Consider the following 26,343-nt stretch of genomic DNA (forward strand, 5'->3'; position numbering starts at 1 on the left):
GACCGTTTCGGCCGGACTTCAAAACCAAAGGCGTTGGGAAGGGTGGCGGAGACGGAGGGATTCGAACCCTCGGTACCGGATTTACCAGTACGACGGTTTAGCAAACCGTTGGTTTCAGCCACTCACCCACGTCTCCGCATGGTCTGCCGCGCTAACGGCAGGCTGGCTTAGGCGGGTCGCTATAGCCATGCGCTTCGCGCCTCGCAACGCCTAACATTGCTCCCTTTCGACCTTATTTTTCGCGGTTCATGGCAAAAAGGATTCGATCCGGCGTAAAATCGACTCAAGTCATCGCCCATTCATTGCCCGCGATTCACAGTCGGAGTCATGGTAAACCCGTCCGGCGCATCTGGCGCGGACCGATTTGGGGGACATATGCGTAAAACGCTTGCCACTTTTGCCGCCACCACCCTGGCATCGATCGGGCTGATGCTCGCGCCGGTCGCGGCGAATGGCCAGATGACCTCGGTCGACCCCAACACCGCGATCGATTCCGATCTCGACAACCCCCAGCCCGTGACTCCGGCGCCTTCCGTGAACGATCCGGCACCCGCCGATCCGACCCTGAACAGCGACCTTGCCACCGGCGACGAACAATATTCGACGACACCCGACACCGGCGTCGCGACCACCACCGCCGATAGCGCGACGGCGGCCGCTTCCGATGGTTCGACCTACAAGAAAGACGATCTGATCGGCGCCGCCGAGGGCGTGTTCGGCAAGGGCGCGCAAGGCCTGGCGGGACTAATCGAGGACATCCTCAAGAAGCAGGGCGAGCCCAACGCCTATATCGTCGGGCGCGAGGCCGGCGGCGCGCTAGGCATCGGCGTTCGCTATGGCTCGGGCACGCTCCACCACAAGATCGAGGGCGAACGGCCGGTTTACTGGACCGGCCCGTCGATCGGCTTCGACGCGGGCGCCAACGCGGGCAGCACCTTCGTCCTCGTCTACAATCTCTTCGACACCGAGGATATCTACAAGCGCTATCCGGCGGGCGAAGGGGCAGCCTATCTCGTCGGCGGCTTCAACGCGAGCTATCTGCGCCGCGGCGACGTCGTGCTGATCCCGATCCGGGTGGGCGTCGGCGCGCGACTGGGTGTCAATGTCGGCTATATGAAGATCCGCAAGAAGCAGAATTGGGTGCCCTTCTAAGGCCCCGAGAGCTTGCCAAGGGGGCGAGCACAGCCCGCGCTTCGGCGCGGGCTTTTTCTTTGCGCGCAGCAAAATAGTCGAAGGCGATGATTCACTTCTTCATTTCTTGCTTACGGAAGGCTGCTCGACCATTCTGCTTCAGGATGTCGGGGAGGATAAAATGATTGCTTCGCTCTTGGGAGCTTTGGCGCTCATCGGAAATGCGCAAACTATTCCCGATCCGCCAGTCTCGCGCTGGATCTTGCGAGACGATCCGGCAAGGTGCCAACTGGAACGGCAAAATATCGAACCATCCGCCATTTTGGCGATCGAGACCGTGCCGGGGATCGACAGCTACAACGTGGCTATCGCCAGCGAGAAAATCAAAGGCTCCACGCCGCTCTCGCCCGCCGCACTGACCTTTGCTCCATCCCGGCAAAAATTGGACGGGCTGGCGCGCGCCACAAAACTGCCGAACGGCATGCCGGTAATTCAGATGCAAGGCGTCGCGCTGGATTTCCTCACCGGGCTTGAACATGCTGAAACGGTGACCATAACGACCAAGACCGGTATCGAAGGCGCCGCCCAGGTCGCTGGTGCAGCCAAGGCCGTCGAGGCGCTTCGCAAATGCACCGCCGACCAGTTGATCGATTGGGGCGCCGATGCCGGCCAGTTCGCCCCCGGCGGCAAGCCACCGGTGGCGTTGAAGGACCGGGACGATTGGCTCTCGAACAAAGAACTGATGGATATTGCGAGACAGTCCGGACAGTCGGATGTCGATGCTCTGTTCCGTGTCACCATCACGGTAGATGGCATCGTCGATGGCTGTCGTGCCGCGACGGATAATGTCAGGAGCGGGATAGAAACCGTTGCCTGCGGTGCAGTCGTGGGCAAGACCTTGTTCACTGCTGCAAAAGATGCCGGCGATCACCCCGTTCGCGGCGTCGCCACATTTCGCGTCGGCCTCAGCCGCCAGCCATCCCTCTGAAATCAGATCCCTTTCTTGATGATCGACCCAGTGGACCGCTGACGCTTGTTGGCGAACCTGCCTATCCGCAATTTGCCAACAGCTAACATTGCTAATCCCCGTCGAAGGCGATCAGCGTCTCGCATGTCAGCCCCGCGGCCTCGAGCCGCTGCGAGCCGCCCAGATCGGGGAGGCCGATCACGAACAGCGCGGCGGCGACCTCGGCGCCGACGCTCTGCATCAGTCTTGCGGCGGCGAGGATCGTGCCGCCGGTCGCGAGCAGATCATCGACGAGCACGACACGATGCCCCGCGGTCACCGCGCCTTCGTGCAGTTCGAGGCGGTCGACGCCATATTCGAGCTCGTAGTCGACGCCGATGGTGACGCCCGGCAGCTTGCCCGCCTTGCGCACCGGGACGAGACCGACGCCCATCGCGGTCGCCATCGCCGCACCGAACAGGAAGCCCCGCGCCTCGACCGCGACGATATAGTCGGGACGATAGGCAGCGGCGCGGGCGGCCAGGCGGCGGACGCTTTCGGAAAAGCCGGCGGCGTCGCCGATCAGCGTGGTGATATCGCGGAACTGGATGCCCGGCTTAGGAAAGTCCGGGATGGTGCGGACCAGCGACGCAAGGTCGAGGTCGGGCCGAGGCGGGAGAGCGATCATCGGCGTGACCGCCCTCCCCCGAAGGGTCAATGCTTCTTGTCGGCCCAGATGTTCCGGTACGACATATAGGTCAGGCCAGTGAAGATGAGCAGGAAGATGAAGGCTGCCCAGCCCACCTGAACGCGCTTCACCAGCTTCGGCTCGGCGGTCCACACCAGGAAGGCGGCGACATCGCTCGCCATCGCTTTCACCGTGTTCGGCGAACCGTCGGCAAAGGTCACCTGCCCGTCGTGCAGCGGCGGCGCCATCGCGAGGTTGAGGTTCGCGAAATAGGGGTTGTAGTGCAGGCCCGTCGGCGGCTGCAGTTCCTTCGGCAGGTTCGCCGGGGGATTCTGGAAGCCGGTCAGCAGCGAATAGACATAGTTCTTGCCGCCTTCGCGCGCCTTGGTGATCAGCGACAGGTCGGGCGGCAACGCATTGTTGTTCGCCGCGCGCGCCGCGGTTTCATTGGCGTAGGGCGCCGGGAAATGATCCGACGGCAGGCCCGTGCGCGTCGACGGTTCGCCGGTGTCGGGATTGACCGACGGGATCGTGTCATAGCTTTTGGCGAAGCTCTTGATCTGCCCCTCGCTATAGCCGAGATCCGCGATGTCGCGGAAGGCGACGAGGTTCAGGCTGTGGCACGCCGAACAGACTTCCTTGTACACCTGCATCCCGCGCTGCAGCTTGGCCTTGTCCCAGTGCGGGAGCAGACCGTCACTCGACAGCGCAAGATGCTTCGGTTCCTTGTGGAACGCGTGCGAAGCATTGGCTTCGTTGGAAAGGGGCGTGGTCAGGATCGCGCACAGCAGGGCTGCGATGAAACCCAGACCGACGAGAAAACCGAGCGGACGAACCATGGCTGTATCAGCTCCTATTAAAGTCCGGCGCTCAGGCCGTGGCCGCCGACGTGTCGTCGGCATGCTTTGCGAGGACCGCTTCCGTGATCGAGTTCGGCATCGGCAGCGGACGTTCGATCCGCGAGACGATCGGCAATATGATCAGGAAGTGCGCGAAATAATAAGCCGCGGCGAGCTGGCTCATGATCACGTACGGCTGTTCGGCCGGACTCTTGCCGCAGAACCCCAGGATGAACACGTCGACGACGAGAACCCAGAAGAAAATGCGGTTGAGCGGACGATAGTTCGACGACTTGACCGGCGAGCTGTCGAGCCACGGCAGGAAGAACAGTAGCGCGATCGCCGCGAACATCGCGATGACGCCCCACAGTTTCGCATCGATCCACAGGAAGTTGAAGGTGAAGGCGCGCAGGATCGCGTAGAAGGGCCAGAAATACCATTCGGGCACGATATGCGCGGGGGTCGAAAGCGGGTTGGCGGGGATATAATTGTCCGCATGGCCGAGCAGGTTCGGGCTGAAGAAGGTCAACGCGACGAAGACGAGCAGGAACACGCCGACGCCGAAGCCGTCCTTTGCGGTGTAATAGGGGTGGAACGGGACGGTATCCTGTTCGTCCTTCACCTCGATGCCCGTCGGGTTCGACGACCCCGGAATGTGCAGCGCCCAGATATGCAGGATGATGACCCCCGCGATCACGAACGGCAGCAGATAGTGGAGCGAGAAGAAGCGGTTGAGCGCGGCATTGTCGGGCGCGAAGCCACCGAGCAGCCAGACGCGGATCGGATCGCCGACGACCGGAATCGCCGAGAAGAAGCCGGTGATCACCTGCGCCCCCCAGAAGCTCATCTGGCCCCAGGGAAGGACATAGCCCATGAAGGCGGTCGCCATCATCAGGAGGAAGATCACGACGCCGAGCAGCCACACCATTTCGCGCGGCGCCTTGTACGATCCGTAATAAAGGCCGCGGAAGATGTGCAGATAAACGACGATGAAGAACATGCTCGCGCCGTTCATATGCGCGTAGCGGATGAACCAGCCGGCGTTCACGTCGCGCATGATATGCTCGACCGAGTTGAAGGCGACGCCCGCATTGGCGGCATAATGCATCGCCAGCACGATACCGGTGACGATCTGGATGACCAGCGCGGCACCCGCGAGGACGCCGAAGTTCCAGAAATAGTTGAGGTTGCGCGGAACCGGATAGCCGGGACCGGTGGCATTGTAGACAAGCCGCGGAATCGGCAACTTCTCGTCCATCCACTTCATCAGCGGATGCTGGGGTTCATATGGTTTGGCCCAGGGAAAGCTCATCTTATCTCGCTCCTCAGCCGATCGTCACGACGGTGTCGCTGTTGAATTCATAGGGCGGCACAGCCAGATTCTTGGGTGCCGGGCCCTTACGGATGCGCGCCGCGGTGTCGTAGTGCGACCCGTGGCACGGGCAGAAATAACCGCCGTAATCGCCGCGGTTCTCGCCCTCGGCGGCGCCGAGCGGCACGCAGCCGAGATGGGTGCAGACGCCGAGCGTGATCAGCCAGTTTTCCTTGCCGGGCTTGGTGCGCTCGTCGATCGTCTGCGGGTCGCGCAGGTCGCTCAAGGGAACCTTCTTCGCCTCCGCGATCTCGACCGGGGTCAGGTTGCGGACGAACACCGGCTGCTTGCGCCAGCTCGTCTTGATGGCCTGCCCCGGCTGAATCGCCGAAATGTCGATTTCGGTCGACGACAGCGCAAGCACGTCAGCGGAAGGATTCATCTGATTGACCAGGGGAAGCACCACCGCGGCCGCACCGACACCGGCGAAACTGACCGCCGCGATATTGATGAAGTCCCGGCGCCGCACGCCATCTTCGATGCCGGCGGTAGTTTCGGTTTCACTGGCCATTCGACTGCCCTTGCATGGGTGAACTGACAAAGTTCCCGAAGAAGGATGGCCCGCCCCGTTGCGCGCGCACAAAACGGCGCAGCCCGGCGGCCCCTCCGGGAATTGCGGGCCTGATAGCCGCACAGTCCGGGCTTGCCAACAGGCAATTTCCCCTTCGTCCCATTGATCGGCCCTTCGGACCCTAAGCCCTCGATTCCTTCACCCGCCGGGACTATGGCGGCGGCATGGAAATCGCCCTGTTTCAGCCCGATATTGCCGGCAATGTCGGCACGATCCTGCGCACCGCCGCCTGTTTCGGGGCGCCCGCGCATATCATCGAGCCGTGCGGTTTCCCCTTCGGCGACGCGGCGCTGAAGCGCGCCGGAATGGATTATGCGGTGCGCGCCAATGTCCGGCGGCATCCCGGCTGGGACGCGTTCCGCCAATGGGCACAGATCGGCGGCCAGCGCCTCGTCCTGCTCTCGACCGCGGGCGCGACTCCGCTTCCCGACTTTGATTTCGATCAAGGCGATGTGCTGCTCTTCGGATCAGAGAGCGCCGGCGTTCCGCACCATGTCCACGAGGCCGTCGCCGCGCGGGTCGCGATTCCGATGCAGCCCGGCTTTCGCTCCTTGAATGTCGCGGTCGCGGCTGGCATCGCGCTCGCCGAGGCGCTCCGCCAAACGAAAGGCTTTTCCGCATGATCTCGCTCGATCCCCAGCAACAGGCGGCGCGAAGCTGGTTCGAGTCGCTGCGTGACCGCATCTGCGCCGCGTTCGAGGCGATCGAGCGCGAGACCGGCAGCGACGCGCACTTTACCTACACGCCATGGGACCGCGAGGCCGAGGGGATCGCGCCCGGCGCGGGCGGCGGCGGCGTGCGCGCGGTGATGACGGGGCAGGTCTTCGAAAAGGTCGGAGTGAACGTCTCGACCGTCGGCGGCGAATTCGCGCCCGATTTCGCGGCGTCAATCCACGGCGCGGGCGAGGATCCCAGCTTTTTCGCGACCGGAATCAGCCTCGTCGCGCATATGGCGAACCCGCATGTGCCCGCGGTGCATATGAACACGCGCTTCCTCGCGACGACGAAGCGCTGGTTCGGCGGCGGCGCCGACCTCAATCCGCCGATCCCTTACCAGGAAGACACCGACGCCTTTCACGCCCGTTTTCGCGCCGCCTGCGCGCCCTATGGCCCCGACGTCTACGAACGCTACGCCAAATGGGCCGACGATTATTTCTATATCCCACATCGCGGCGTGCATCGCGGCGTCGGCGGCATCTTCTACGATCATCTCGAATGCGGCGACGATGCCGAGTTCGACCGCAATTTCGCCTTCACGCAAGGGGTCGGCGAAGCCTTCCTCGACATCTTCCCGCAGGTCGTGCGGCGGCGCATGGGCCTGCCCTTCACCGACGCCGACCGCGAGGAACAGCTCGTCTGGCGCGGGCGCTATGCCGAATTCAACCTCGTCTACGATCGCGGAACGCTGTTCGGGCTCAAGACCGGCGGCAATATCGACGCGATCCTGATGAGCCTGCCGCCGCTCGCCAAGTGGAGCTGACACGAAGAAGGGCGCCCCGCCTGCGGAGCGCCCTCGTTTCGGATCAGCGCCCGGTCAGGCGAAAACGCCGGCGTTGCTGTCGGTATTGACGCAGCGATAGATCGCTGCCGGCGTCGCAACCGACAGCAGGATCAGCGGAACATAGATCAGCAGGCCGAAAATGACGGCGAACAGGATCGTGCCCGCGCCCGCGCCGGGGCTTCCCATTGCACCGAAGATGCCCCCCGCCGCTCCCGCGATACCGCCGAAGATCAGATTGGCGACCATCAGGAAAACGAACGACAGGATCGCGATAATCACGTTGAAACCGACGATCGTCCACTGCGACGCGCCGGTCAATTTCCAGGACGCGCCCAGGGCAGCGAACGGGTTCGACCGGCGGTGCGCCGCCATCCACGGTCCCGCGACCCCCAGCCGCCCGAACAGCCACAGGAAAAAGACGATGATCGCGATATAGACGATGACCCCAAAGGCGATCAGTCCGCCCGACACGCCGCCGTTCATGAAGATTTCCGGCGACAGGCCACTCACCCCGAACAGCGCGACCGCGAACAGTCCGACGATCAGGAGGATGATATACATGGCGATGACCATCCCGATGTAGAGGATGAACAGCGCCCCGACATAGGCGGCCCCGGCGCCGAGCGACCAGCCGATGTCCGCGGCCGGATCGCCGCCGACCAGGCCGCTGCGCCACACGAGAAGGCTCGCTGCGAACATCACCGTTCCCGCGATGATCGCAAAGAAGAAGATTTTGCCGAAAGCGCTGAGCGCGGCGGAAGGATCGTTGGGCGACGCCGCCATCGACGCGAAGGTGCTGCCGAGCAGCAGCCAGCCCAGCAACGCGATCGCCACCAGCGCCCCGCCCAGATACAGCAGCATCCGCGCCCAATTGGCGCCCAGAAAGGCGAACGTCTCCGAAAAGGCCGCCCCTATGCTCATTTTGGCCATGTCTCTTCCCCTGTTGTTAACCCCGACTGTCCTTCACGTCTTTCGTCCCGATGGAACGAATTATTGGAAAATGTCCCCCGCCCCCCTCGCCGCCAATTGCCGATAGACCGATGCGAGCACCGCCGTGTTGAGCAAGCCGAAGCCCGCGGACACGGCCGAATTGATCACGCTGCCGATCAGATAGCCGATAGAGCCGCGGACGCCGAAGATGCCGGTCACCTGCTGAACGATCAGCGAAATAACGATCAGGACGATCAGGAACAGGAAAACGAAGAAGGCGACCCGCCAGCCGTTGCCGCTCGTCAATTGCCAGCTACCCATCAGGGCCGCGAACGGATTCTTGATATTGCGGTCCGCCAGCAAGGGATAGGCGGCGGCAAGCCGGCCAAAGAGATAGATCGCCGGCACGATCAGCAGCAGAAACGCAATCCCCATCAACAGCGATTGCACCACGAACATCGCGATCATCGTCGGGATCATCGCCAGCGTAAAGAGCAGCGCCTCGCCGACGCTGGTGCCCGCCCGGGCGAGCCACAGCCGCAAAATAGCGAGCGAACCCAGCGTCGATGCCATGGTGACCGCCAGAAGCCACGGGAATTGCTGCTTCAAATCCGCGATGAGCATCGCATTGAGCTGTTCGGGCGTGACATTACCGGGCGGCGAAAGCGGCGCGGGACCGAGCAGCGCCATCATCATGCCGGGCAGGAAAAAGAACAGCCCGGCCAGCACGCCGGTCAGCGGCAGGTGCGCGCGAACCAGCATCGTCGCATCGTCCCATGCCGCGCCCATGTCGAATTTTGTCATTGATACCCCATTATTTTCTTTTCCCGGTTGCGGTCGAAACTGACGGCCTTCGTCCCCAATGTCCAGCCTCTTGCATCTGCGCCCGCGAGACGGCACTTACCCCGCGATGACCCGACTTTCTGCACCCGAATGGATCGTCGCACCCGGCCGGACCGATTATGCCGCGGCGCTCGCCGACATGGAGCAGCGCGCCGCCGCGATCCAGGCGGGCACGGGGCGCGAGCGCGTCTGGCTGATCGAGCACCCACCGCTCTATACCGCCGGGACCAGCGCCGATCCCGCCGAACTGCTCGACCCGCGTTTTCCGGTGTTCGATGCCGGGCGCGGCGGGCGTTATACCTATCATGGTCCCGGCCAGCGCGTCGGCTATGTCCAGCTCGACCTGACGCAGCGCGGGCGCGACGTGCGCGCCTATGTCGCGGCGCTCGAGGGCTGGGTGATCGACGCGCTCGCTCTGCTCGGCGTCGCCGCGCGCCGCGCCGAGGGGCGCATCGGCATCTGGACCGACGATCCGGACGGCCGCGAAGCCAAGATCGGGGCGATCGGCGTCCGGGTGAAGCGCTGGGTCACGCTCCACGGATTTTCGCTCAACGTCGATCCCGACATGACGCATTTTTCGGGCATCGTGCCGTGCGGGATCGCCGAGTTTCCGGTCACCAGCCTCGCGATGCTGGGGAAGCAGGCGTCGTTCGCCGAGGTCGACCGCGCGCTGGCCGACGCCTTTCCCGGCTTTCTCGACAAGCTGCGGGCGAGCGACTAGGAACGGCGCCATGACGCGGATCATCCTCAGCTCGCTCCTCCTGCTTTCGCTCGCGGCCTGCGGCAACGAGCCATCGGGCAAATCGACCGCCAAGCTCGACGCGGTCGAGGTTCAGCCGGGCTCGATCAGCGATTCGATGATCATTCTCGACAATGCGGCAGGCGACGGGACCGCGGTCGACAACAGCGTGCCCGACGACGGAACCAAGAAGGACGGCACCAAGCCCGCGGCTGATGCGGCCGAGGGCGACGAGGTCGCATCCGAGAATCCCGATGCCGTCGAGGCGCCGGTGGCGAAGAAAGCGGTGACCGCCGACAGCACGGCGACGAAGACCGAATAGTCCGCCGCCTCCCCTAATTTCAGCGCAGCCCCAGCGATTTGTGCGTCTGCAGCGACAGGCGCCAGCGCGGATCGGCCATCACCAGATCGATGCACGCCTGAACATTGGCAGCCGCGTTCGGGTCGTCGAGCGGCTGGATCAGCCGGTGCGCGAAATCGAGCTCCGCAAGCATCGCGACATCGCTGCCCGGCTGCGGCCAGACGAGCTTCAACTCGTCGCCGCTCCGCTGGACAAGCTCGCTCCCGGCCTTGGGGCTGACACAAATCCAGTCGATGCTGCGCGGCACTTCGTGGGTACCGTTGGTTTCGATCGCGATCGTAAAACCCTGTGCGTGCAGGGCATCGATCAGCGGCGCATCGACCTGCAGCATCGGCTCGCCGCCGGTCAGCACGACGTAGCGGTCGCCCGCCCCGTCGCCCCAGCTTTCGCCGATCACCCGCGCCAGCGCCGCTGCATCGGGATATTTCGCGCCGAGCGTGCCGTCGGTGCCGACGAAATCGGTGTCGCAGAATTTGCAGATGGCTTTCGCCCGATCCTGCTCGCGCCCGGTCCACAGGTTGCAGCCCGCGAAGCGACAGAAAACCGCGCGGCGCCCCGCCTGCGCACCCTCGCCCTGCAGAGTCAGGAAAATCTCTTTGACGGCATAAGCCATGGGATCAGGCGTAGCGCGTCGGGTCGGCGAGCCCGGCCTCGGCGAAGCCCTTGCTGCGCAGCCGGCAGCTGTCGCACGCGCCGCAATGCAGGCCGTCCGGGGTCGGGTCGTAACACGACCAGCTCATCCCCGCGTCCATGCCGAGCCGCGCCGCCTCGGCCGCGATGTCGGCCTTGGTCATGTACTGGAGCGGGGCCAGAATGCGGAAGGCGACGCCCTTGTCGCCGTCGCGCGTCGCCAGCGCCGCCAGCTTCTCGAAGCCCGCGATGAAATCGGGGCGGCAGTCGGGATAGCCCGAATAATCAAGCGCGTTGACGCCGATCATGATGTCCTGCGCCTGCCGCGCCTCGGCCAGCCCGAGCGTCAAGGACAGGAAAATGAGGTTGCGCGCGGGCACGTAAGTGACCGGAACCTCGTCCCCCACCCCGTCTTTGGGTACCTCGATGTCGGCGGTCAGCGCCGATCCGCCGAAACGGCGAAGGTCGAGCGGCAGCACGATATGCTCGGCCGCGCCGACATCGGCGGCGATGCGCGCCGCCGATTCGAGCTCGACGCGGTGGCGCTGGTTATAATCGACCGTGAGCGCGACGATGCGCGCGCCGGCTTCGCGCGCCAGCCCCGCGCAGACCATCGAGTCGAGCCCGCCCGACAGGAGGACGATCACCGTCTTTCCGGAAAGATCTTGCATCGGCGCCAGATAGGCCCCTGCCCTCGCAGGCGCAAGTGTTGCGGCGCACCAAAGAAATGGGCCGCGCGGCGGTTGCGGCACGGCCCAGTTCGGCACGAAGCCGTTAGGGAGAAGGACACACATCGGTGCGTCGCCTCTCCCAATTAGCAGAGCGTGGTTAACAAGCCGTTGCCGACGCCGATCAGCAGCCGCCGGTGCGCCGCGCCTCGATCGCCTGCGAGAAGGGGCGGCCTTCGGCGATCCCCTGGGTGTCGATCTGGACGAGCCGGTTGGTTTCGCTGCGGATCGTCGTGCGGCCGTGCCCGGCGCCCGGACAGGTGTAATGGACAGTCACCGAGTTCGGCGTATCCTCGATGATATAGCGCGAGCAGTTCGCGCGCGGATGCTCGATCTGGATCATCCGCCGCGCATCGCCGAGGCACATCGTCTGCAACACCGCGTCCTTGCCGCGCTCGCGGAGTTGCCAACTGCCCTTTTCGAGCCGGTCGAGCATTGCAAGCGACGGCGCCTGCGCCGGAACCGCGGTCGCCGCGGCGAGGCCGAGCGCCGCGAGAGACGTTCTGAAAAGCGGGGAAAAGATCGCCATATTTCCTTCCATCTGGTCGTCCTTCATGGACGGAAATGCGACCCCATCGATATGGAGGTAGCAAGGCAGATGATGGATTTCAACCGCTTGGCGCTGATTTGCCCCGTTTCACCGTCAGAATGACCTGGATAGCGGCGCCAGCGCATGATCGTCTTTAACGGAATCGTCATCCCGGCGAAGGCCGGGATCTCGCCATCTCGACCTGACGCACCGGCGAGATCCCGGCCTTCGCCGGGATGACGAGATAAGGCGCCTCGCCGCGCTAGGCCGCCGAGCCATGCGCGGCGATCTCGTCAAGCGAGATGGGGAAGATACGCGAGCAGAAGGCGCAGTCGACGTTGACCAACCCTGCCGCGTCGGCCATTTCGCCGCGCTCGGCTTCGGGAAATTTCGACAGCACGCCGGCGAAATAATCGGTGCTGCAGCGGCAGCCGCGCGAGACGAAGCGCCCGGCTTCGACCCGCACCTCGTCCTCATGGAACAGCCGCCACGCCAGCGTCTCGAGCGAGGTCGCAGGGTCGGTCAGTTCCTCTCCCTTCAACGTCTCGGCGATCGTGCGCGCGTGCTCCCATTCGGGATGGTCATGGCGCACGTGCAGCCGGTCGCGCCCGGCCTCGCCCTCGGGCAGATGCTGGAGCAGCAGGCCGCCCGCGACGCATCCCGCCTCGGCATCGTGGCGCGCGGCGAGCCTGATCAGGCTGGGAATCTGTTCCGACTGCTCGAAATAATGTTCGGCCGCGTCGCCGATCGACGCGCCTTCGAGCGGGACGATGCCCTGATAACGCTCGCCCCCCGCCGCCTGGTCGAAGGTGATGGCGAGAAAGCCCTCGCCGAACAGGGCGAACAACGTGGGATCGGCCCCCACCTCGGCCAGTCGCTCGGCATCGAACTTCAGATAGCCGCGCAGTTCGCCGCCCTTGTAATCGCAGACGAGCAGTTCGACCGGCCCGCCGCCGGTCTGCGCCTGCAGGGTGAGCTGGCTCTCCTCGCCCTTCAGCGTCGAGCCGAGCAACGCGGTCAGCACCAGCGCCTCGGCGAGCAGTTTTTCGGCGACGGGCGGATAGCTATGCGCCGCCATCACCGTATTCAGCACCGGGCCGAGGCGGATCAGCCGTCCGCGCACGTGGCGATCGGCGATCGTGAAGACCAACGGCTGGTCGAACCAGGTTTCCGGCGTTTCGCTCACAATCTGCCGAGCGCCCACAGCAGGACCGACTTCTGCGCATGAACGCGGTTCTCGGCCTCGTCCCAGACGCGCGACTGCTGGCCGTCGATCACCGCGTCGACGACTTCCTCGCCGCGATGCGCGGGCAAACAGTGAAGAAAGAGCGCGTCGCTCTTCGCCGCGCCCATCAGCCGCTCGTCGACCTGATAGGGCGCCATCGCCGCGAGTTTGTTATGGGCATGGTCCTGCCCCATCGACACCCAGGTGTCGGTGACGACAAGGTCGGCGCCGGCGACCGCCTCGCGCGCGTCACGGACGATGTCGATGCGCGCGCCACGCGCCCGCGCCGTCTCGACGAAGCCCGCGTCGGGTTCATAACCCTGCGGCACCCCGGCGCGGACGTTGAAGCCGAACAGCCCCGCCGCCTCGATCAGCGAGGCGAGGACATTGTTGCCGTCGCCGAGCCATGCAAGCTCCAGCCCCGGAAGCGCCTTGCCGCTCTCGACGATCGTCAGCAGGTCGGCGACGATCTGGCACGGATGCGACAGGTCGGTCAGCCCGTTGATCACCGGAACATCGGCATATGCGGCCAGTTCCTCGATCTTGTCATGATGATCGGTGCGGATCATGATCGCATCAGCATAGCGCGACAGCACGCGCGCGGTATCAGCGATCGTCTCGCCGCGGCCGAGTTGGCTTGTCCCGGCGTCGAGGATCATCGGCACGCCGCCGAGTTGACGGATCGCGAGATCGAACGAACATCGCGTGCGCGTCGAATTCTTCTCGAACACCATCGCCAGCACATGGTCGGCGAGCGGCTTGTCGGCGTCGGGCCGTGCCTTCGGCCAGCCCGCCCGCGCCGCCTTGCGATCGATCGCATCGGCGAGCATCGCCGCGACGGCGTCTCCGCCCGCGTCGGACAGGTTCAGGAAATTGGGCATCAAGCTTCCGGCGGCGTATAGCTCGCCGCCCCCGCCGACAATTTCTCGATGCACTCGTCGATATGGCCCTGCTCGATGTTGAGCGGCGGCAGAATGCGGATGACATTGTCGCCCGCCGCCACCGTCAGCAGCCCGTGATTGTCGCGCAGATGTGCGACGAAAGCGCGGCTGTCGGACTTCATCTTGACGCCGAGCATCAGGCCCATGCCGCGCACGCTCTCGAAGAGATTGTCGTGGTTCGGAATAAGCTGTTCGAGCGCGCCGCGCAGCCGTTCGCCGGTCGTCTTGACCTGATCGAGAAAGCCGTCCTCGAGGATCACGTCGAACACCGCCTGCCCCGCCGCCATCGCGAGCGGATTGCCGCCATAAGTCGAACCATGGGTGCCGATGGTCATGCCGCGCGCCGCCTTTTCGGTAGCGAGGCAGGCGCCCATCGGGAAGCCGCCGCCGATGCCCTTCGCGCTCGCGAGGATGTCGGGGGCAAGGCCGTATTGCTCATAGGCGTAGAGCGAGCCGGTGCGCGCTACGCCGCACTGGACCTCGTCAAAGATCAGCATTAGGTCGCGCTCGTTGCAGATGTCGCGCAGCCCCTGCAGGAACGGCTGCGACGCGGGGCGGATGCCGCCCTCGCCCTGCACCGGCTCGACAAGGAAGCCCGCGGTGCTGTCGTCGACGAGATCGAGCGCCGCATTGAGATCGTCAAAGGGCGCATAGGCGAAGCCGGGCAGCAGCGGATCGAAGCCCTTGCGCAGCTTTTCCTGATTGGTCGCCGAGATGGTGCCGAGGGTGCGGCCGTGGAAGGCGTTGTTGAAAGTGATGAGCGTATGCTTGTGCGCATTGCCCGCGCTCGAATGATAGGCACGCGCAGTCTTGATCGCGCATTCGACCGCTTCGGCGCCCGAGTTGGTGAAGAACACCGTGTCGGCGAACGTGTTGTCGACGAGCCGCTGGGCAAAAGCCTCGCCCTGCGGGCTGCCATAGAGGTTCGACACATGGATCAGCGTCGCGGCCTGGTCCTGAATCGCCTTGGTCAGGTGCGGGTGGCCGTGGCCGAGCAGATTGACCGCAATGCCGCTCGCGAAGTCGAGATAGCGCTCGCCGCGCTCGCCGATCAGATAGGCCCCCTCGCCTCGCACCGGACGCACGGCGCACCGGGGGTAAACGGGCATCAGCGGCGTGATCGACATGTCAGACACCTTTCCGTGAGGAACAAAGGAAAAAGGCGACCCCGAAATGGGCCGCCCTTGTTCGGGCCGTCCCTATACTGCCGCGGCCGGAGCCGCGTCAACATGGGGCTTAGAGCCCCTTCGCCGCCTCCATCGCGAGCGCGACCGAGCGTTTGCGCGCATCATGGTCGTACATCGACGAGGCGATGATGATCTCGTCGGCGCCGGTGCGCGCCTGAAACGCCTTGAGCCCGGCAGCGACGTCCTCGACGGTGCCGACCACCGAGCATTGCAGCACATGGTCGAGGATCGCGCGCGCATTGGGCGGCAGGCTGTTCTTATAGCCCGCAAGCGGCGGCTTCATCTTGCCCGGATTGCCGGTACGCAGCGCGACGAACGCCTGCTGCTGCGACGAGGCGAGCAGTTCGGCCTCCTCGCGCGTATCGGCAGCGAAGACGTTGAACGCCGCGGCGGCGTAAGGCTCCGAAAGCTGCTCCGATGGTTTGAACTGGCGGCGGTAGATGTCGAGCGCTTCGTCGAGCGCGTCGGGCGCGAAATGGCTGGCGAAGGCATAGGGGAGCCCCAGCATCGCCGCGAGTTGCGCGCCGAACAGGCTCGACCCCAAAATCCAGAGCGGCACCTTCGCCCCCTCGCCCGGCACCGCGCGGATGCCGAGACGATCGTCGCCCGCCAGAAAGGCCTGCAGTTCGACCACGTCCTGCGGGAACTGCCGCTCGTCGCTCGCGAGGTTGCGGCGCAGCGCCCGCGCGACAACACCGTCCGAGCCAGGCGCACGGCCGAGACCGAGGTCGACGCGGCCGGGGAACAAGGCTTCGAGCGTCCCGAACTGCTCGGCGATCACCATCGGGGCATGGTTCGGCAGCATGATCCCGCCCGCGCCGATGCGTATGGTGGAGGTCGCCTGCCCGATATGCGCGAGCACGACCGAGGTCGCGGCACTCGCGATCCCGGCCATGCCATGATGCTCGGCGACCCAATAGCGTTCGTAGCCCAATGCCTCGGCATGGCGCGCGAGATCGGCGGCGTTGGCGAGCGATTGCGAGATCGTGCCCGTGTCGGTCACGGGGGCGAGGTCGAGGAAGGAGAGTTTCACCATGCAACTGATATGCGATGGGTGCGCGGGAGGTTCAACCTCCTGTTCGTCATTCCCGCGAAAGCGGGAACCCAGCAGCAACGTCGGAACTGGGTTCCCGCTTTCGCGGGAATGACGAATTTTGTCAGGCCCGCTCGTCCTTCGGCGAATCCATTAGCACATAGGTGGTGATCGAATGCACCTGCGGCAGCACGCCGAGCACCTCGGTATGGAAATGCTTGTAGGCCGCCAGATCGGCCGTCTCGACGCGGAGAAGATATTCGATCGTCCCGGTGATGTTGTGGCATTCGCGCACCTCGGGCGCCTCGGCCATCGCGGCCTCGAAACCCGCTTGCGATTTCTTGGTGTGCGACGACAGGCCCACGGTCACATAGGCAAGGAAGGTCAGGCCACGCTTCGCGGGGTCGATCACCGCGCGATAACCCTTGATCACTCCGCTGCGTTCGAGCTCCTGCACCCGGCGCAAACAGGCCGAGGGCGACAGGCCGACGCGATCGGCCAGCTCGATGTTCGAGATTCGCCCGTCGCGCGACAATTCCTGCAATATATTGCGGCTTATCGCGTCAATTTTGCTCATAGGTTGCATCATATACAGAATTTCGGTTCAACTTTGCAATCCGGCGTTCTGAGAGCCCGATATATTGCGTGCATGGAACAAACCGCCCTCGCCGCGCTCTCCGCCTTTGCCGTCGTCACCTCGATCACGCCGGGGCCGAACAATATGATGCTGATGGCGTCGGGTGCCAATTTCGGCCTCCGCCGCACCATCCCGCACGCACTTGGCGTCGGGATCGGCTTCACCCTGATGATCGTCCTCGTCGGCGTCGGACTGATGGAATTGTTCGACCTGTTTCCGGCTCTCAACACCGCGCTCAAACTGGTCAGCGTCGTCTATATGCTCTGGCTCGCGTGGAAGATCGCGCATGCCGCCGCGCCGAGCGATGGCGAGAATCCGGGCGGCAGGCCGATGAGCTTTTTCCAGGCGGTGCTGTTCCAGTGGGTCAACCCGAAGGCCTGGTCGATGGCGCTGACCGCGATCGCGCTTTATGCCCCCGACCGCAACCTCGCCGCGGTGCTGCTCGTCGCGCTCGTCTTTGGAATCATCAACCTTCCCTCGACCAGCCTGTGGGCGGTGATGGGCGTGTCGCTGCGCGGCTGGCTGTCGAGTCCGGGGCGGCTGCGCGCCTTCAACTGGACGATGGCGGCGCTGCTGGTGGGGTCGCTCGCGCTCCTTCTCTGACCCGATTGCAAGGTTGCGGATCGCAACCTAAAGACGGCGCTCCCCCTACAGGAGAAGAGAGCCATGCAAAGCCGCCGCCTCGGAAAAAGCGCCATCCACGTCTCCGACATCTGCATGGGGACGATGACGTTCGGCAGCCAGACCGACGAGGCGGAAGCGCATCGGATCCTCGACCGCTGTTTCGACGAGGGGATCGATTTCTATGATACTGCCGAAGGCTATCCGGTGCCGCCCGACACCAAATGGGTCGGCCGCACCGAGGAGATCGTCGGGCGCTGGCTGAAGACCAAGAAGCGCGACGCGATCATCCTCGCGACCAAGGTTTCGGGGCCGAGCCATCTCTGGTTCAAATCGCCGTGTCGCGGCGGGATGACGGCGCTCGACCGCCACAACATTCGCAGCGCGATCGAGGGCAGTCTGGCACGGCTGCAAACCGACTATGTCGACCTTTATCAGACGCACTGGCCCGACCCCGACGCGCCCTATGACGAGATGATGGACGCGCTCGACGAACTGGTCCGCGAGGGCAAGGTCCGCGTCCTCGGCTGCTCGAACGAGACGAGCTGGGGGCTGATGAAATCGCTCGCCGCGTCGGAGCGGCTGGGCGCCGCCCGCTATCATACGATCCAGAATAATTTCAGCCTCAACAACCGCCGCTTCGAGGATGAACTGGCGCAGGCCTGCCGGCAGGAGGGCGTCAGCCTGATCCCCTATTCGCCGCTCGCCGGTGGGGTATTGTCGGGCAAATATCAGGGCGGTGCCCGGCCCGAAGGCGCGCGCTTCTCGCGCTACCTGGCGATGGAGGGCCGGCAGGCCGCGATGGGGCAGCGCTTCGTCAATGAACGCAGCCTCGCCGCGACGGAACGCTATCTGACAATCGCCAAAGAAGCGGGATTGCACCCGGTGACGATGGCGACCGCCTGGTCGAAGCAGCATGATTTCGTCGCCTCGACGATCGTCGGCGTCAGCGCTTATGATCAGGTCGAACCGATCCTTGCGGCGAAGGAGCTGGTGCTGAGCGACGATCTGATGAAGGCGCTGCACAGGGTCGGCAAGGACATCCTCTACCCGATGGGGTGACCGATCCGGCGGAGCGTCGGCCATTCGAGAACAAGCGCCTCGCCGACCTTCAGCGCACGCCAAACCTTCGACGCCGCGTTGAAGGCTGCGAATATATCCGCTTGGGCGGCTTCGAACCGCGCACGCTCCTCGCCGCTGAGCGTCGCGCGCACCCGCGCCGCCTCGCCGAGCGCCGCCTGCTGCGCGGCGCTACTGGCACGCGTCTCGCTGCGCCAGCCGATATCAAACAGGAAAGCGGCAAGTTCCGACAGTTCGCCTTCGCGCCCCTGCGCCTTCAGCAGCGCCGCCCCCTTCGCTGCCTGCTTGCGCGCCGCGCGGCGATGGTCCTTGGCATCGGCGCCTTCGGGTCCGCCGATATGGAACGAGCCGGCATTGCCGCCCGCCGCAATCTGCCCGAACACGCCGCTCTTCAACCCGAGCACCGCCTCGACGACGAAATGCACCATATCGTGCGGCAAGTCGGGATCGAAGCCCGGCGCCGGGTCCATCTCCAACATCGGCCCCGAACTCCGCTCGATCCGCATCGCATAGCGCCGCTCGCCCGACCGGATGAAATGAACCTTCATTGCAGCATAGATGACGTCAGAGGCTCGCCTTGAACAGTTCGAGCATCCGTCCCCACGCTTTCTCCGCCGCCGCCTCGTCATAGGCGCGGCCGTCGGGCGGGCACCAGCCGTGCATCGCGCCCTTGTAGACCTCGACCTCGTGCCATTCCGGGCGCGGGTCGAGCACGGTCTTGAGCCGGTTCTTTTCTTCCGGGTCCTTCTGATCGTCATTGTCGGCGATGGCGAAGAGGAAACCCGCCTGCGTTTCCGGGATCAGCAGATGCGGGCTGTCGGGCTTGTCGGTGCCGACCGCCGCGCCGTGAAAACTCGCCGCGGCCTTGACCCGCGCCGGACTGAGCGCCGCGGTATAGATGACCATCGGCCCGCCCATGCAATAGCCCGCGGTGCCAAGCCCTTTCGCGGTATCGACCTCGGCCTGCGCGTCGAGGAAGGCGAGATGCGCTCTGGCGTCGGTCTGCACGAGCGTGCGGTTCAATTGCTTGAGGTAGCCGAACAGCGTCTCGCGCACGCCCGGATCGTCGAAATCATGCCCGGCGTGGACGACCGGTGCCTTGGCCCAGCGATAGAAGGGGTTCACGCACAGCACCGCATAGCCCTCGCCCGCCAGCCGCTCGGCCATCTGGCGAAAGGCAGGGCGCAGGCCCCGAATGTCGGGCCAGATCAGCACGCCGGGATGCTTGCCCTCGGCCGGCGCGACGAAATACGCATCGACGGTGCCGTCGGCGGTCTTGATCTCCACATCACGGCCCTTGACCGGCCCGGCGGCGCAGGCCGCGGCGGGCAGGATCGAGGCGATCGCGCCCGCGCCGACCAGCGCCCCGAAATCGCGGCGGCGGACGGGGATGCCGGCGCGGTCCAGATCGGCTTCGGTGATGTCGTCGCACATGGGCTTTCTCCTCTTTCCGGCATTGATGCGCTCCGCCATGCCAAAAGCCGCTGCGGCAAAGGGCGATTCGGGGAAAGGCGCGGAAAACTGCGCAACTTCACACTGGAATCGCGTTGGCAATGCCGATCAACACAAGCACAGCTAAGCACGGCGGGGCGTAATAGGAAAGGCCCGGCGCGCGTCCTCCACTTCGTCATTCCCGCGAAAGCGGGAACCCAGTAGCGGCGCTGGCCCGCTGGGTTCCCGCTTTCGCGGGAATGACGAAAGAATGGACCTCAACGATGGAGCAGAACCTCATCGTAGCTGTGCGCAACCTGATGCACGCCGACTTCGCGGAGCTTCGCGCCGTGCGCCACGCGGTCGAGGATATGGCCCGCGCCGCAGAAACCGATCACCGTCATCCCCGCCGCGAGCGCCGCGCGGGCGCCGATCGGCGAATCCTCGATCGCGAGGCAGGCCGCGGGGTCGAGGCCGAGCCCCTTCGCCGCAGCGAGGTAGATGTCGGGGTGCGGTTTGCCGCGCTCCCAGCCGTCGGCGCTGTAGACATGCCGCCCGAAATGATGCGCGAGCCCGAAGCGATCGAGCGACGCCGCGATATAGGCGGGGCTGCTCGACGACGCGATCGCGCGCGGCCGGTCGCCGAGCGTATCGAGAAATGCCGGTGCGCCGGGGACCGGCGCAAACCCCTCCGCGAACCGGATTTGCGCCCGCGCGCGATGCTGTTCGCGAAAATCGGCGGGCAACGGGCGCCCGAAGCGGGCGACGATGCGCCGCTCGGTCTCCTGCCAATTGTGCCCGCAATAGTCGCGCAGGCACTCCTCATAGGTCGTGGGCAGCCCGATCGCGGTCAGGCTTTCGGCGAGCGTCCGGTTCGCGCGCACCTCGCTGTCGGCGATGACACCGTCGAAGTCGAAGATGATGGCAGCGGGGGTCATCAGCACCGCCTATCGAGGAAATCGAACAGCTCGCCCGCCCATTTCCGGCGCTGCTTGATGAGGGCGACATAGGCCTCGGGTCGCCACGCCTGCAGATCGGCAATGACGTCCGCCAGCGCCACGATATCGTCGAGGCCCGTTTCCGCCAGCGTGCTGGCGCGACCTCTGGCATCGACCGCGCCCCAGATCAGGATGGCGCCATCGACGGGCTGCGCCGTCCCTTTCAGCGTCACCTGCAGGCGCTCGCCCCGCGCCGCAGCGAGAAAGGCGGCAAAGGCCGGTTTGCGATGATGGTCGAGCTGCCGCGGTTCGGTCAGGGTCAGATAGCGATAGCCCTGATATTCGATCTCGCATTTCTGTTCGACGACGTGGATTCGCCCGGTGCGCCGGTCGCGAAAGAGGAAATCAAGCGTGTGCCGCTTTCCGTCATGATGCACCGTCGGCCGCCCCAGATTCTCATAGGGAGAGCGAGCATCCCGACACCAGAGATCGACCAGCGTTTCAGAAAAAATGCCGAACAGACGTGCGAGATATTTGCCCCGCGCCGCCTCCGCATCGTTCTGACGAAATACCGCCTGAAAGGGGAGCGCAGCGTCCGCACTCACTCCACCGTCACCGATTTCGCGAGATTGCGCGGCTGGTCGACGTCGGTGCCCTTCGCAACCGCGACATGATAGGCGAGCAACTGCACCGGCACCGCATAGACGAGCGGGGCGATCAGCGGGTGGACCTTCGGCATCTCGATCGTCGCCATGCAGCCCTCGCCGGCTTCGGCGAGACCCTCGGCGTCGCTGATCAGCACGATCTTGCCGCCGCGCGCCATCACCTCCTGCATGTTGCTGACGGTCTTTTCGAACAGCGGGCCGCTCGGCGCGAGGACGATCACCGGCACCGCCTCGTCGATCAACGCGATCGGTCCATGCTTCATTTCGCCCGAGGCATAGCCTTCGGCGTGGATATAGCTGATTTCCTTGAGCTTCAGCGCACCCTCGAGCGCGAGCGGATAGTCGGGGCCGCGCCCCAGATAGAGCACGTCGCGCGCCGGAGCGACGAGGTGCGCCATCTTCGCAATCTCCTCGTCGTGCGCAAGCGCGGCGTTCAGCGCGGCGGGCGCCTCGATCAGGTGGCGGACGATTTCGCGCTCTTCGGCCTCGCTGAGCTTGCCCTTCTTGAGCGCGAGGTGTGCGGCGAGCGCCGCGAGCACCGCGAGCTGGCAAGTGAAGGCCTTGGTCGAGGCGACGCCGATCTCCGGCCCGGCATGGGTCGGGAGCAACAGGTCGGCCTCGCGCGCCATGCTGCTGGTCGGTACGTTGACGACGACCGCGATTGTCTGCCCGTTCGCCTTGCAATGGCGCAGCGCCGCGAGCGTGTCGGCAGTCTCGCCCGACTGCGAGATGAAAAGCGCGAGCCCGCCCGGCTGGAGCACCGGGTCGCGATAGCGGAATTCCGACGCGACATCGATGTCGACCGGGACGCGCGCGAAGGTCTCGAACCAATATTTGGCGACCATCCCGGCGTAGAAGCTGGTGCCGCACGCGACGATGGTGATGCGTTCGATCTTCGACAGGTCGAAGTCCATCTGCGGCAGCGCCACCGTCTGTTCGAGCGGGCGGATGTAGGAGGAGAGCGTCTGCGCGACCACCGTCGGCTGCTCGAAAATCTCCTTCTGCATGAAGTGGCGGTAATTGCCCTTCTCGACCGCCGCGGCGGTGACGCCCGACGTCGTAACGTCACGCTCTACGGGATTATTTTCACTATCGAAAATCTGCGCGCCATCGCGGGTGATGACGACCCAGTCGCCCTCCTCCAGATAGGCGATCTTCTGCGTGAGCGGCGCGAGTGCAAGCGCGTCGGAGCCAAGATAAGTCTCGCCCTCGCCATAGCCCACGACAAGCGGCGAGCCGAGCCGTGCGCCGATCAGCAGGCCGGGATGCTGGCGGAACGCAATCGCGAGCGCGAAGGCGCCGCGAAGCTGCGGCAGCACCGCCTTGACCGCATCCTCGGGCGACTGACCCGCCTCGACCTGTTCGGAGACGAGGTGCGCGACAACCTCGGTATCGGTCTCGCTCTCGAAGCGGCGGCCGCGCGCCTGCAGCGCTTCGCGTAGCGGCTTGAAATTCTCGATGATGCCGTTGTGGACGAGCGCGATTTCGCCGGTCGCGTGCGGATGCGCGTTGCTCGTCGTCGGCGCGCCGTGCGTCGCCCAGCGCGTGTGCGCGATGCCGACGGTGCCGGGCGCGGGATTGCCCGCGAGTTCCTTGACGAGATTATTCAGCTTCCCCTCGGCGCGGCGGCGGATGAGCCGGTCGCCGTCGACCGTGCAGACGCCCGCCGAGTCATAGCCGCGATATTCCATGCGCCGCAGCCCGTCGACGAGGCGATCCGCGACCTGGGTCTTGCCGATAATTCCGATGATTCCGCACATGGGGGATGGGCTTTCTTCTAGAGCGTATAGGGGACACGGATGCCCGGCATCGACGCCGGGAAATCCTTTGTATTTCGGGTAACGAGCACGCGCCCGCGCGACTGGGCGGTGGCAAGGATGATGGCGTCGGGCGATTTCAGTCCGGGCCGGTCGCGGCGCAAGGCCGCCGCACGCCCGGCAATTTCCTCATCGACTTCATCGATGCCAAAACCGGACAGCAATATCTGGGCGCGGCGCAGCCCCTCCCCTTGGCCCTTGGACATGACATCGATCCATACCATTCGGCTGACCCACAGGCGTCCGCGCTGAAGGGCGCGCTCGATTTCGCTGCGCGGTTGGGGAAAGCCGCGCAGCACATCGATCAATATATTGCTGTCGAAGGTGAAACCGCTCACTTGCCCGCTTTTTTCTTCTTCGGGTTCGCACTGGCCTTGCCGGACGTCTCCCTCGCTACGGCAAGTTCGGGATAGGCTTGGCCCAATTCAATCCCATGCTCGGCCGCCCAGGCTTTATGGATTTCATGCTCGCGGTCGTCCTGTTCGTCGAACAGGTCGGGAAATTCGGCGCGAACCTCCTCATAATCGGAGTCCCAGGGCCGCGTCCAGGAAGCGCGTTCGCGCCGCTGCCATTCGACCGCATCGCCGATATCGGTGCGATCCTTCCACGCCCCGAACCCGACCTCCAGCCAGTCATTGGGCGCTTCCGCACGATAGGATGCCACCGCCTCGCGCAGGATCGACGCGCGCGACTTGCCCTGCTCGGCGGCGAGCTGGTCGAGCCACTTGATGTCCTCATCGGGAAGGTCGGCGAGAATGCGAGTCATGATATACCGATATCATATCATGATATCATGTCAATCGAAGAGCTTCCGATAAACGAGAAAGCCCGGCTTTTCGGCGATCCGATCATAGAGTTTCATCGCGGTCGCGTTCGTCTCGTGCGTCTGCCAATAGACGCGCGACAGCCCCTGCCCGCGTGCCGCGGCATAGACCGCCTCGATCAGCGCGCGGCCGACGCCCTTTCCGCGCGCATCGACGGTGGTGAACAGGTCCTGCAAATAGAGCGACGGCAGTAACGCCGTGGTGCTGCGGTGGAACAGATAATGCGTCAGGCCAAGAAGCGCGTCGCCCTGCTCGGCGACGAGCGCGAACATCGGCTCATAGGGATCGAAGAAGCGCTCCCATGTCGCGGCGGTGATTTCGGGCGCCAGCGCAGCCGCGCCGATGCGGCCGTAAAAGGCGTTGTAGCCGTCCCATAGCGGCAGCCAGCGGTCGTAGTCGGCGCGCTGGACAGACCTGACGGTCACCATCTCAGACGCGCCCGAAATTGCGGTCGACGAAGGTCATCGCGAATTGCGCAGGGTCGGCGGGGCGACCGTTACCGGCCTCGAACCGCAGCTTGCCCTCTTCCCAGATCCTGCGGATCTGCGCGGGCAATTCGGGCGGGAACTTCATCTGCTTCGCGACGATCTCGGTCCAGCTTCCGGTCTGCCCCAGGCTCTGGCGCAGCGTCGGCTCCATCGCCACGCAATAGGCGCGCGTCGGCTCGTCGAGATGGCCGATCGCGTTCAGCACCCAGGCATCGACATAGCGCAGGAAAGGCTTGTCGTCGTAGCGGTCGCTCATTTCTTCGCCTCCGCCGCCTTCTTCTTGCGCATCGCGTCGTGGAAGCGGTCGGCCCAGCCGGGTTTCACCGACTGCTCGGCGCGGACGAGGCGAAGCTCGCCGTCCATCACGTCGGCGGTTACCGTGCTGCCCGCGCCGACGATCGCGTCGCGACCGATCTTCACCGGCGCGACGAGCGCGCTGTTCGACCCGATGAAGGCATTGTCGCCGATCTCGGTCCTATATTTGAAATAGCCGTCGTAGTTGCAGGTAATCGTCCCCGCGCCGATATTCGCCCCCGCGCCGACGCTGACGTCGCCCAGATAAGTGAGGTGGTTGGCCTTGGCGCCCTTGCCGAGCACGGCTTTCTTGGTCTCGACGAAATTGCCGATCTTCGCTTTCTCGCCCAGCACGGTGCCGGGGCGGAGGCGCGCGAAGGGACCGACCTCGCAGCCTTCGCCGATCGCCGCGCCTTCGATATGGCAGTTGGCGCGGATCGTCACCCTGTCGGCGACCGTCACGCCGGGGCCGAAGAAGACGTTGGGCTCGATCGTCACGTCGCGGCCGAGTTCGGTATCCCACGAGAACCAGACGGTATCGGGCGCGCGCAGCGAGGCGCCGCCCGCCATCGCTTCCTCGCGCTTGAACGCCTGCCACTGCGCTTCGGCAGCCGCGAGTTCGGCGCGGCTGTTGATGCCGGCGACGTCGTCGGGGTCGGTCTTGACGACCGCGCAAGACCGGCCGTCGGCGTTGGCGATGTTGACGATATCGACGAGATAATATTCCTTCGCCGCATTATCGTCGGTCACGCGCGCGAGCAGCGCGAACAGGTCGCGCGCCTTCGCCGCCATCAGCCCCGAATTGCACAGCCGCACCGCGCGCTCGGCCTCGGTCGCATCCTTGTGTTCGACCATCTTCACGACGCGATCACCTTCGGTGATTACGCGGCCATATTGCAGCGGATCGGCGGGCTCGAACGCGAGCACGACGACCGCGGGGGCATCGGGGGCGCCGAGCCGTTCGATCATCGCCTGCATCGTCGCGGCCGGAACGAAAGGCACGTCGCCATAGAGGATCAGCACATCGCCGTCGAAACCCGCAAGCGCGCTCTCGGCCTGCTGCACGGCATGACCGGTGCCGAGTTGCGGCTCCTGTACTGCAAGCGCGGCGCTGCCCGCCAGCGCGGCCTCGATCTGGTCGGCCTTGTCGCCGACGACGACGACCTTCTTCGCAGGAGTCAGCGCATCGACGCTCGCCATCAGGTGGAGCAGCATCGGCCGGCCGGCGATCGGGTGCAGCACCTTGTGGAGGTCGGACTTCATGCGGGTGCCCTTGCCCGCGGCGAGGATGATGGCGGCGATCTGCTTGGTCATGTCGCGCGCCATGCCAGCAAATCATTGCGGATTCCAGCAC

32 protein-coding genes and 1 tRNA gene are annotated in these 26,343 nt (G+C 64.9%); 8 read left to right on the forward strand and 25 right to left on the reverse strand.

Annotated features, from left to right (window positions below; genetic code table 11):
- Nucleotides 1-43 precede the first annotated feature (43 nt).
- Nucleotides 44-136, reverse strand: a tRNA-Ser gene (locus NP825_RS08840).
- 239 nt (nt 137-375) lie between these two features.
- Here NP825_RS08840 and NP825_RS08845 point away from each other — a divergent pair.
- Entirely contained in the window at nt 376-1,152 is a 777-nt protein-coding gene (locus tag NP825_RS08845) for a DUF1134 domain-containing protein (protein ID WP_257550496.1), read from the forward strand.
- Between the two features lie 160 nt (nt 1,153-1,312).
- Complete coding sequence (locus NP825_RS08850; protein WP_257550498.1) at nt 1,313-2,119, forward strand: hypothetical protein; 807 nt, start codon at nt 1,313-1,315, stop codon at nt 2,117-2,119.
- A 91-nt stretch (nt 2,120-2,210) separates the two neighbouring features.
- Here the strand turns inward: NP825_RS08850 and NP825_RS08855 are convergent, their stop codons facing one another.
- Genes NP825_RS08855 through petA form a run of 4 tightly spaced genes read right to left on the reverse strand, consistent with a single transcriptional unit; the run spans nt 2,211 to nt 5,487 of the window.
- Nucleotides 2,211-2,765 carry an adenine phosphoribosyltransferase gene (locus NP825_RS08855; RefSeq protein WP_257550500.1) on the reverse strand — a complete coding sequence of 185 codons (555 nt, stop codon included), beginning with the start codon at nt 2,763-2,765 and terminating at the stop codon, nt 2,211-2,213.
- A 26-nt stretch (nt 2,766-2,791) separates the two neighbouring features.
- Nucleotides 2,792-3,604 carry a cytochrome c1 gene (locus NP825_RS08860; protein ID WP_257550502.1) on the reverse strand — a complete coding sequence of 271 codons (813 nt, stop codon included), beginning with the start codon at nt 3,602-3,604 and terminating at the stop codon, nt 2,792-2,794.
- A 31-nt stretch (nt 3,605-3,635) separates the two neighbouring features.
- Complete coding sequence (locus NP825_RS08865) at nt 3,636-4,916, reverse strand: cytochrome b/b6 (RefSeq protein ID WP_257550504.1); 1,281 nt, start codon at nt 4,914-4,916, stop codon at nt 3,636-3,638.
- A gap of 13 nt (nt 4,917-4,929) precedes the next feature.
- Entirely contained in the window at nt 4,930-5,487 is a 558-nt protein-coding gene (gene petA, locus NP825_RS08870) for a ubiquinol-cytochrome c reductase iron-sulfur subunit (protein WP_257550507.1), read from the reverse strand.
- A gap of 224 nt (nt 5,488-5,711) precedes the next feature.
- Here petA and NP825_RS08875 point away from each other — a divergent pair, with 224 nt between their 5' ends.
- A complete protein-coding gene (locus NP825_RS08875) occupies nt 5,712-6,170 on the forward strand; it encodes a tRNA (cytidine(34)-2'-O)-methyltransferase (RefSeq protein ID WP_257550509.1) in 459 nt (152 codons plus the stop codon).
- On the forward strand, nt 6,167-7,027 hold the full coding sequence (gene hemF / locus NP825_RS08880) for an oxygen-dependent coproporphyrinogen oxidase (protein ID WP_257550511.1): 861 nt from the start codon (nt 6,167-6,169) through the stop codon (nt 7,025-7,027). Before NP825_RS08875 ends, hemF begins: the two co-directional genes overlap by 4 nt.
- 54 nt (nt 7,028-7,081) lie before the next feature.
- Here hemF and NP825_RS08885 read toward each other — a convergent pair whose 3' ends face one another.
- The gene (locus tag NP825_RS08885; protein ID WP_257550513.1) at nt 7,082-7,978 is read right to left on the reverse strand and encodes a hypothetical protein; all 897 of its coding nucleotides are present in this window, start codon (nt 7,976-7,978) and stop codon (nt 7,082-7,084) included.
- A gap of 60 nt (nt 7,979-8,038) precedes the next feature.
- Nucleotides 8,039-8,782: a hypothetical protein gene (locus NP825_RS08890; RefSeq protein WP_257550515.1), complete on the reverse strand. Its 744-nt coding sequence runs from the start codon at nt 8,780-8,782 to the stop codon at nt 8,039-8,041.
- Between the two features lie 106 nt (nt 8,783-8,888).
- On the opposite strand from NP825_RS08890, the gene lipB reads away from it, so the two are divergent.
- Both lipB and NP825_RS08900 read left to right on the forward strand, forming a co-directional pair.
- A complete protein-coding gene (lipB, locus tag NP825_RS08895) occupies nt 8,889-9,542 on the forward strand; it encodes a lipoyl(octanoyl) transferase LipB (RefSeq protein WP_257550518.1) in 654 nt (217 codons plus the stop codon).
- Nucleotides 9,543-9,552: 10 nt separating this feature from the next.
- A complete protein-coding gene (locus NP825_RS08900; protein WP_257550520.1) occupies nt 9,553-9,882 on the forward strand; it encodes a hypothetical protein in 330 nt (109 codons plus the stop codon).
- Nucleotides 9,883-9,901: 19 nt separating this feature from the next.
- Here the strand turns inward: NP825_RS08900 and queE are convergent, their stop codons facing one another.
- The 8 genes from queE to NP825_RS08940 all read right to left on the reverse strand — a co-directional run bounded on the left by queE (nt 9,902) and on the right by NP825_RS08940 (nt 16,771).
- Nucleotides 9,902-10,534, reverse strand: a complete 633-nt coding sequence (gene queE, locus NP825_RS08905) for a 7-carboxy-7-deazaguanine synthase (RefSeq protein ID WP_257550522.1) — start codon at nt 10,532-10,534, stop codon at nt 9,902-9,904.
- 4 nt (nt 10,535-10,538) lie between these two features.
- On the reverse strand, nt 10,539-11,222 hold the full coding sequence (gene queC, locus NP825_RS08910; RefSeq protein ID WP_257550525.1) for a 7-cyano-7-deazaguanine synthase QueC: 684 nt from the start codon (nt 11,220-11,222) through the stop codon (nt 10,539-10,541).
- Between the two features lie 181 nt (nt 11,223-11,403).
- Entirely contained in the window at nt 11,404-11,808 is a 405-nt protein-coding gene (locus tag NP825_RS08915) for a hypothetical protein (RefSeq protein ID WP_257550527.1), read from the reverse strand.
- A 262-nt stretch (nt 11,809-12,070) separates the two neighbouring features.
- The gene (locus NP825_RS08920) at nt 12,071-12,994 is read right to left on the reverse strand and encodes an Hsp33 family molecular chaperone HslO (protein WP_257550530.1); all 924 of its coding nucleotides are present in this window, start codon (nt 12,992-12,994) and stop codon (nt 12,071-12,073) included.
- Nucleotides 12,991-13,917: an ornithine carbamoyltransferase gene (gene argF, locus NP825_RS08925; protein WP_257550532.1), complete on the reverse strand. Its 927-nt coding sequence runs from the start codon at nt 13,915-13,917 to the stop codon at nt 12,991-12,993. The genes NP825_RS08920 and argF overlap by 4 nt, the downstream gene beginning before the upstream one ends.
- Entirely contained in the window at nt 13,914-15,101 is a 1,188-nt protein-coding gene (locus NP825_RS08930; RefSeq protein WP_257550534.1) for an aspartate aminotransferase family protein, read from the reverse strand. The genes argF and NP825_RS08930 overlap by 4 nt, the downstream gene beginning before the upstream one ends.
- A gap of 109 nt (nt 15,102-15,210) precedes the next feature.
- A complete protein-coding gene (locus NP825_RS08935) occupies nt 15,211-16,197 on the reverse strand; it encodes an LLM class flavin-dependent oxidoreductase (RefSeq protein ID WP_257550536.1) in 987 nt (328 codons plus the stop codon).
- A gap of 121 nt (nt 16,198-16,318) precedes the next feature.
- Nucleotides 16,319-16,771 (reverse strand): Lrp/AsnC family transcriptional regulator, encoded by a 453-nt coding sequence (locus tag NP825_RS08940; protein WP_257550539.1) that lies wholly within the window; start codon nt 16,769-16,771, stop codon nt 16,319-16,321.
- A 72-nt stretch (nt 16,772-16,843) separates the two neighbouring features.
- On the opposite strand from NP825_RS08940, the gene NP825_RS08945 reads away from it, so the two are divergent.
- Nucleotides 16,844-17,434, forward strand: a complete 591-nt coding sequence (locus NP825_RS08945; RefSeq protein ID WP_257550542.1) for a LysE family translocator — start codon at nt 16,844-16,846, stop codon at nt 17,432-17,434.
- A gap of 63 nt (nt 17,435-17,497) precedes the next feature.
- A complete protein-coding gene (locus NP825_RS08950) occupies nt 17,498-18,514 on the forward strand; it encodes an aldo/keto reductase (protein ID WP_257550544.1) in 1,017 nt (338 codons plus the stop codon).
- Here the strand turns inward: NP825_RS08950 and NP825_RS08955 are convergent.
- The 10 genes from NP825_RS08955 to glmU all read right to left on the reverse strand — a co-directional run bounded on the left by NP825_RS08955 (nt 18,499) and on the right by glmU (nt 26,303).
- Nucleotides 18,499-19,080: a hypothetical protein gene (locus NP825_RS08955; protein WP_257550546.1), complete on the reverse strand. Its 582-nt coding sequence runs from the start codon at nt 19,078-19,080 to the stop codon at nt 18,499-18,501. The two genes, NP825_RS08950 and NP825_RS08955, sit on opposite strands and share 16 nt — an antisense overlap.
- 16 nt (nt 19,081-19,096) lie before the next feature.
- Complete coding sequence (locus NP825_RS08960; protein ID WP_257550548.1) at nt 19,097-19,966, reverse strand: dienelactone hydrolase family protein; 870 nt, start codon at nt 19,964-19,966, stop codon at nt 19,097-19,099.
- Between the two features lie 275 nt (nt 19,967-20,241).
- Nucleotides 20,242-20,901: an HAD family phosphatase gene (locus NP825_RS08965; protein WP_257550550.1), complete on the reverse strand. Its 660-nt coding sequence runs from the start codon at nt 20,899-20,901 to the stop codon at nt 20,242-20,244.
- A complete protein-coding gene (locus tag NP825_RS08970) occupies nt 20,901-21,506 on the reverse strand; it encodes a hypothetical protein (RefSeq protein WP_257550553.1) in 606 nt (201 codons plus the stop codon). The genes NP825_RS08965 and NP825_RS08970 overlap by 1 nt, the downstream gene beginning before the upstream one ends.
- A complete protein-coding gene (gene glmS / locus NP825_RS08975) occupies nt 21,503-23,326 on the reverse strand; it encodes a glutamine--fructose-6-phosphate transaminase (isomerizing) (RefSeq protein WP_257550555.1) in 1,824 nt (607 codons plus the stop codon). The genes NP825_RS08970 and glmS overlap by 4 nt, the downstream gene beginning before the upstream one ends.
- Before the next feature lie 17 nt (nt 23,327-23,343).
- On the reverse strand, nt 23,344-23,721 hold the full coding sequence (locus NP825_RS08980) for a type II toxin-antitoxin system VapC family toxin (RefSeq protein WP_257550557.1): 378 nt from the start codon (nt 23,719-23,721) through the stop codon (nt 23,344-23,346).
- On the reverse strand, nt 23,718-24,149 hold the full coding sequence (locus tag NP825_RS08985; protein WP_257550559.1) for a ribbon-helix-helix domain-containing protein: 432 nt from the start codon (nt 24,147-24,149) through the stop codon (nt 23,718-23,720). Before NP825_RS08985 ends, NP825_RS08980 begins: the two co-directional genes overlap by 4 nt.
- A gap of 30 nt (nt 24,150-24,179) precedes the next feature.
- Entirely contained in the window at nt 24,180-24,632 is a 453-nt protein-coding gene (locus NP825_RS08990; protein ID WP_257550561.1) for a GNAT family N-acetyltransferase, read from the reverse strand.
- A gap of 4 nt (nt 24,633-24,636) precedes the next feature.
- Complete coding sequence (locus NP825_RS08995) at nt 24,637-24,951, reverse strand: hypothetical protein (protein ID WP_257550563.1); 315 nt, start codon at nt 24,949-24,951, stop codon at nt 24,637-24,639.
- On the reverse strand, nt 24,948-26,303 hold the full coding sequence (glmU, locus tag NP825_RS09000) for a bifunctional UDP-N-acetylglucosamine diphosphorylase/glucosamine-1-phosphate N-acetyltransferase GlmU (protein WP_257550567.1): 1,356 nt from the start codon (nt 26,301-26,303) through the stop codon (nt 24,948-24,950). The genes NP825_RS08995 and glmU overlap by 4 nt, the downstream gene beginning before the upstream one ends.
- Between the last annotated feature and the right edge of the window lie 40 nt (nt 26,304-26,343).

The sequence above is a fragment of the Sphingopyxis sp. DBS4 genome (assembly GCF_024628865.1).
Taxonomy (GTDB): domain Bacteria; phylum Pseudomonadota; class Alphaproteobacteria; order Sphingomonadales; family Sphingomonadaceae; genus Sphingopyxis.